General features: G+C 36.5%; 5 protein-coding genes. 3 read left to right on the top strand and 2 right to left on the bottom strand.

Annotation, left to right across the window (positions count from 1 at the left end; genetic code table 11):
- Together M0Q20_RS10800 and M0Q20_RS10805 are read left to right on the top strand one after the other, a co-directional pair.
- A partial coding sequence (locus tag M0Q20_RS10800; RefSeq protein WP_295061813.1) for a response regulator occupies positions 1 to 1222 on the top strand: 1222 nt, incomplete at its 5' end.
- A gap of 14 nt (positions 1223 to 1236) precedes the next feature.
- A complete protein-coding gene (locus M0Q20_RS10805; protein ID WP_295061815.1) occupies positions 1237 to 1611 on the top strand; it encodes a response regulator in 375 nt (124 codons plus the stop codon).
- A gap of 14 nt (positions 1612 to 1625) precedes the next feature.
- Here the strand turns inward: M0Q20_RS10805 and lon are convergent, their stop codons facing one another.
- The gene (lon, locus tag M0Q20_RS10810; protein WP_295061817.1) at positions 1626 to 4037 is read right to left on the bottom strand and encodes an endopeptidase La; all 2412 of its coding nucleotides are present in this window, start codon (positions 4035 to 4037) and stop codon (positions 1626 to 1628) included.
- On the bottom strand, positions 4027 to 4905 hold the full coding sequence (gene bamD / locus M0Q20_RS10815; RefSeq protein WP_295061819.1) for an outer membrane protein assembly factor BamD: 879 nt from the start codon (positions 4903 to 4905) through the stop codon (positions 4027 to 4029). The genes lon and bamD overlap by 11 nt, the downstream gene beginning before the upstream one ends.
- A gap of 122 nt (positions 4906 to 5027) precedes the next feature.
- Here bamD and fliW point away from each other — a divergent pair, with 122 nt between their 5' ends.
- The gene (gene fliW, locus M0Q20_RS10820) at positions 5028 to 5408 is read left to right on the top strand and encodes a flagellar assembly protein FliW (protein ID WP_295061822.1); all 381 of its coding nucleotides are present in this window, start codon (positions 5028 to 5030) and stop codon (positions 5406 to 5408) included.
- Positions 5409 to 5490: the final 82 nt, after the last annotated feature.

Consider the following 5490-nt stretch of genomic DNA (forward strand, 5'->3'; position numbering starts at 1 on the left):
GTATCTTGATTACTTTGGTGTAGGATACACGACCTTTAAAGATGCAAACAAAATAGCTCTTCTTCAAAAAGATGTAAACTACAACCTGCTTTTTGTTGATTATGACTATGCAAATGAAGAGACTCTTGAGGAGCTTTCAAAACTGCCTCAGGAGCTTATTGTTTTAACAAAATCAAACCTAATGAAAAAAATAGATAGTTTAGGTCTTGATATATTTAAGGTCTTATACGAACCTCTGCATGCCTCAAAGATAAAGCAAACGCTTGAAAACTATGTTATGTCAAATGCTTCGACACAAGTTGTTAAAAAAGTGTCTCGCAAAAAATTTGACCTCAACACATCAAGATTTGTTGCAAATGTTTTGGTTGCAGAAGATAATATTATAAATCAAAAACTTATTCAAAGAACACTTGAAGACTTAGGACTAAATGTTACAATAGCAAATAACGGTCTTGATGCATTTCAAAAAAGAAAAGATGAAAATTTTGATTTGATTTTCATGGATATACAGATGCCGTTTTTAGACGGTGTTGAAGCAACGGCTGAGATTTTAGAGTGGGAAGAGGATTATGAGCAGCCGCATGTTCCTATTGTTGCCCTAACCGCAAATGCACTCAAGGGCGATAGAGAAAAATTCCTAGCAGCAGGACTTGATGAGTATACAACTAAGCCTTTGGTGCGTTCAGAAATAATCTCGGTTCTAAATCACTTTTTAGCAAACCATATAGTTGAAGTCAAAGATTTAGCAAATAGTCATACACAAGAAGAAGAGCATAAAGAGGATAGCAGTAGCAGTGCTACACAAGAAGCAATTATAGAAAAACTAGCTGAAGCAGTAGAGCACCCAGATGAAGCGGAGTATAGAGCAGATATACTTTTAGCAAAAAAGAGTGACTTTGAAACAAGACTCTACACAAAAATCATAGAGGGAATGGGGCTTACTTATGAAGTTGTCTCTTCACCTATAGATTTTAGAGAACTGGTTGAAAACTACTCTTACAAAGTTGTTCTTTTTGACAAAGAGTACAATGATTTAGATTTAGCCAACATCTCTTCAAGCATTAGAAATTTAAGCAGTTCAAGCGGTCTTGATTCTCATATTGTACTTATTGATGACTCTATAGACAAAAATGCAACACAGCAGCAAGAGTATGTAGATGAAATTATTAACAATGTAGTAAACAGAGAACTACTTCAATCTCTGTTTAACAAATATGCTTAAAAAGGTAAGATAAAATGTCAAAAGAATTAATAGTATTAGCAGTGGATGACGACATGATAAACCTTAAGCTTCTTAAATCGATGCTTATGAAAAACCCAAATGTAAAAGAGGTTATTGAAGCAAAAAACGGAGTTGAAGCTATTGATATCATAAAAACAAGAAGTGATATAAATCTTGTACTTTTAGATATCATCATGCCTGTTATGAACGGACTTGAAATGCTTAAGATTGTACGCTCTGATGAGAATATTGAGCAGGTTCCAATTATTGTATTAACTACGGATGAGACTAAAAAAACAGAAGCCCTAGAGCTTGGAGCAAATAGTTTCTTAATGAAACCTATAAGAAACAGTGAACTGACTCAAAGAATAGACTCAATTACTATCTAAGCCAAGAAGAGGTTTTACACTAAGATGTGTTTTAAAACCTCTTCTATTCTACTAACACCGATTATCTCAAGTGAATCCCTTACCTCTTTTGGAATATCCTCTAAGTCTCTCTCAAGATTTTTTATAGGAATAAGCACCTTGCTCATATCTGCTTGATGCGCGGCTATTAACTTCTCCCTAAGCCCGCCTATCGGAAGAACCTCGCCGCTTAATGAGACTTCACCGGTCATCGCAATTTCTGAGCGAATTTTTCTAGAACTCAAAATCGAAGATATAACGCTTACCATAGCGATACCGGCGCTCGGACCATCTTTTGGAGTTGCACCGTCTGGAACATGTACATGTAAATCATAACGCTTATAGACTTCACTTGAGTCAACTATTGCTTTCTCTTCCCTCTCTTTAATTGTAAGTGGAATGTTTTGCGCATCTATCTTTAGTTTTTTAGTATCTATCAATGTCTTTACTACACTATAAGCTATTAGCGCCGACTCTTTCATGACATCACCAAGGCTACCTGTTAGCTGCATAGTACCCTTGCCTTTTATACGAATACTCTCAATTTTTAAGACATCACCGCCTACTGCCGTCCATGCAAGACCGTTAACAACTCCAACAACCGGAACTTTTGTTGTTTTTTCTATCTCAAAGATTGTTTTATCAAAATAGTCTTTGAGATTTTTTAGAGTCAAAGAGACTTTGCTGATTTCAGAATTCTCAAGTATCTCACGAGCAACTTTTCTTGACATATTTGCAAGACGATGGCGAAGATTACGTACACCTGCTTCACGCGTATAGCTATGAATAAGCTCTTTAAGTGCAGGTTTTGAGATGCTAAGCTCTGATTTTCGCAGTCCATGTTTTTTAAGCTCTTGGGGGATAAGGTATCTTGATGCTATCTCATACTTCTCCTGTGGGGTATATGAGCTTATAGTTATAAACTCCATTCTATCACGAAGCGGTGCCGGAATCCGACCCACCTCATTAGCAGTCGCTATAAAAATCACTTTGCTTAAATCAATATTGAAGTTAAGATAGTAGTCTCTAAACTCCTTGTTTTGTTCAGGGTCAAGTATCTCTAAAAGTGCAGCAGTTGGATCGCCTCTTCCTGTCTTTGCCACTTTATCAATCTCATCGAGCACAACTACGGGATTCATTTTTTTAGCATCTATAATACCCTGAACAATTCGTCCAGGCATTGCACCGACATATGTTCTTCTATGCCCTCTTAACTCATTTACATCCTCTAGTCCACCAAGAGCGATCCTCACAAGAGGACGCTTGAGTGCTTCTGCTATAGAGTTTGCCAACGATGTTTTACCAACACCGGGAGGTCCTGAAAAACAGATGATTGCACCGGAATTTCCCTTTATGCCTCTTAACTCCATTAACTCTTTTACGGCAAAAAACTCTGTTATTCTATCTTTTGGTTTCTCTAAAGAGAAGTGATCTTTGTCGAGCTGATTTTGTACTTCACTAATCTTGAGCTTCTTTTTGCTCTCATCCCCAAAGGGAATATCCAAAGCCCACTCCAGATAAGTCTGCGTCATTGAGGCATCGGAAGAGTCAGGATGCATGCGAGAGAATCTCTCTATCTGCTTATTTATCTCTTTATATGCCTCCTCGTCCATCTTCTCTTTTTTAGCTTCAAGTTTTTTGCGATACTCCTCTATCTCTTCATCTCTTGAAGTATCGCTTCCGAGCTCTTTTTGAATCTGCTTTAGCTGCTCTTTTAAGAAGTACTCTTTATTTACCTTCTCAATGTGCGTATGCACTTTTGAGCGAATCTCTTTTTGAAGCTTATTAGCTTCTATTTCGTCAATTAAATACTCAATTAAATCCAAAAATCTCTTCTCGGTATTTGCCTCTACAAAAAGGTTATAAGCCTGCTCTTTTTTTAGCTTAACAGTGCTGCAAATTAGGTCAATTATGCGATTGTGGTCATGGTTTTCTTCTATAGTTCTAAGCAAATCCGGAGGAAAATAGTTACTAACGCTTGCAAGCGTTCGTACTTTTTCTCGAACTACTTCAAGGATTGCATCTATCTTTAGAGAGTTTACATTTGTTGCCTTGATAACCTCCACATGAGCTATAAGCGGGTCATCTGAAACCTTGTAAGCAACTTTTGCACGTGCTATGCCTTGAAAAAGAACCTTTACTCTTCCATCCGGAAGTGCAACTTTTCTCATAATAGAGCCTACAACACCTGCGTTGTAGAGTGATTCAAAATCTCTCTCTCCTTCATGTGAGGGCTTTGTAGGACAAACTATAACTAAAGAGCTCTCCTCTATAGCTTTAGTAGCCGCTTTTATATTGTTCTCATCGCTTAAAAAAAGCGGCGAAATCATAAATGGATATAAAAAAAGTTCATCCTCTGCTATTATTGGAATATCAGCGGGAAATTCACTATAATCACTAAGCTTCATAACTTTTCACTCCCTTTTTTAAATCAATATTAGCAGAAAACGGATTTAAAAAATCATACCAACTTGAGTCATCATCGCTCTTTGGTTTTTCTGCCTCTTGCTCTTTTTCTTCAATCTCTACTACTTCAATCTCTTTTACTTCATCCTCTTCAGAGATAGAGTTTCTAGAAACAACGCTTTTTGTATCAGGTATCATAAAATCATACCAACTAGAGGTACCGTCGCCCTCAAACCAAGCACGATACCATGGAGCCACCGCTCTGTCAACTTCTGAAGAGTCTATCCACGGCTGCGGGTTTATGCTTTTGTAGTACTCTGCGCTTTTTGGTTTATCTAGCCTCTCATACAGGTCAGAAATCTCTTCATTAAGTACATATTGGGCTAGATATAGGCGTATGAGCATTGTATTTACAACCTCTAAATACATGGAGTCCGGATAGTTTAGTTTAAATTTTTCTCCCTCTATTATCGCCTCGTCTATCAAGGCTTGATCACGTCTTGGATTTGGTAGTGCTTTATATTTTGCTTTTATTTTTAGAAACTCTGCTTCCTCTTTTTCATTTGGAGTTGCATATCTTTTTATATACTCATCTAAAAAATACTCACTCAAGAGATACTCCTCATGGTACATATGTGCGATTGCAAGTATCATGGTGGCTTCAGGGAGCAGCGGAGAACCTATATGTTCACCTTGAAGTGAGCTGTAGTAGCTGTCTGCCTTCTCCAAATCTCCGCTAGAGACACTCTGCGTTATCTTGGAGTACCAGTACATGGCAGGTTTATTATACTCTTCAATCTCTTTTGAGCAACTTGTGAAAAGTAGTATTAGCAACGCCATGGCAGCTACTATGTAAGTTTTATATTTCATTAAATTAGTTCCTAGTTATAAATAGGTTGATATTTTATCTAAAAGATATATAACACTCATTAAACTAGGTATATTTTATGCTTAAAGTGCTACAATTAGCGAAATATATGAGAAGGGTTTTGATGAAATTTGATATTTGTGTGCCTATTTTAGGCTTCGAACATGTTAAAAAAGTAAGTTTGGAAAAAATTGACGATATTTTTATGAAAATGAGATCTGAGAATGAAGAGCATATATCTTTTACTCTTATAGACCCTTTTGTCTTAAGAGAGTATGATTTTGAGGTCTCAGACACCATACAAGAGCTACTTCAAATAGATAAAAATTCAAATCTAATTATATTAAATATCGTACTTATTCAGTCGCCTATTGAAAACTCTGTTGTAAACTTCATAAGTCCTATGATTTTCAACACAGACAACAACAGAGCCGCCCAAGTAATTTTAAGCGACTCCCCCGAATACGGCGTAGCAGAGAAGATTTCTGATTTTTTGAAAAAATAGATTTCTAATAGATGTCATATATAATTAAAACTTCCAAGCAAAACATTAAGCAACTATTAAGCTTACTTATATATAAAATGCT

Source organism: Sulfurimonas sp. (assembly GCF_023229025.1).
Classification (GTDB): Bacteria; Campylobacterota; Campylobacteria; order Campylobacterales; family Sulfurimonadaceae; genus Sulfurimonas.